Below are 727 nucleotides of genomic sequence, written 5' to 3'. Positions count from 1 at the left end.
GAACATCATTCGTGCGCTTGGTAAAATCGCAAGTAATGGCCACCTATTAAAAGGTTTCAAACCTGTTCACTGGTGTACGGATTGTGGTTCTGCACTTGCAGAAGCAGAAGTGGAATACAAAGATAAAGTATCGCCATCTATCGACGTACGTTTTAAAACAGCGGACGAAGCTGCGCTGCTATCTAAATTTGAATTGACGGAAGGTCACGAAGGTAAGGGTGACGTTTCAATCGTTATCTGGACAACCACTCCTTGGACTCTGCCTGCAAACCGCGCAGTATGTCTACGTGATGATCTTGAATACGTGCTAATCCAAGTTGAGGGTGACAACCCTGAGCGTATTATCGTTGCTGCTGAATTGGCAAAAGATGTGATGGATCGCGCGGGTATCGAGCACTTCCATAACCTTGGTTTTGCGAAAGGTGCGGATTTAGAGCTTTCTCAGTTCCAACACCCATTCTACGATTTCACAGTTCCGGCGATCCTTGGTGATCACGTTACGACTGATTCAGGTACTGGTGTTGTTCATACGGCACCTGGCCATGGTCAGGAAGACTTTGCGGTTGGCCAAAAGTACAACCTAGAAGTGGCAAACCCAGTGGGCTCAAACGGTGTTTACCTACCAGACACTGAGCTTTTTGCTGGCCAGCACGTATTCAAAGCGAATGACGCTGTAGTAGAAACGCTAAAAGAAAAAGGCGCGCTACTACATCATCACGCTTACGAG

1 protein-coding gene is annotated in these 727 nt (G+C 47.0%); it reads left to right on the top strand.

The annotated features are described in order from the left end of the window. On the top strand, positions 1–727 hold a 727-nt coding region (locus R7Z49_RS24805), incomplete at both ends, for a class I tRNA ligase family protein (RefSeq protein WP_318112346.1).

Origin of the sequence: Vibrio sp. 1562, from assembly GCF_033340155.1 — a bacterium.
GTDB lineage: Bacteria > Pseudomonadota > Gammaproteobacteria > Enterobacterales > Vibrionaceae > Vibrio > Vibrio alginolyticus.
Note: the sequence above shows the minus strand (reverse complement) of the source record. Positions and strands in the feature narration are given on the sequence as shown.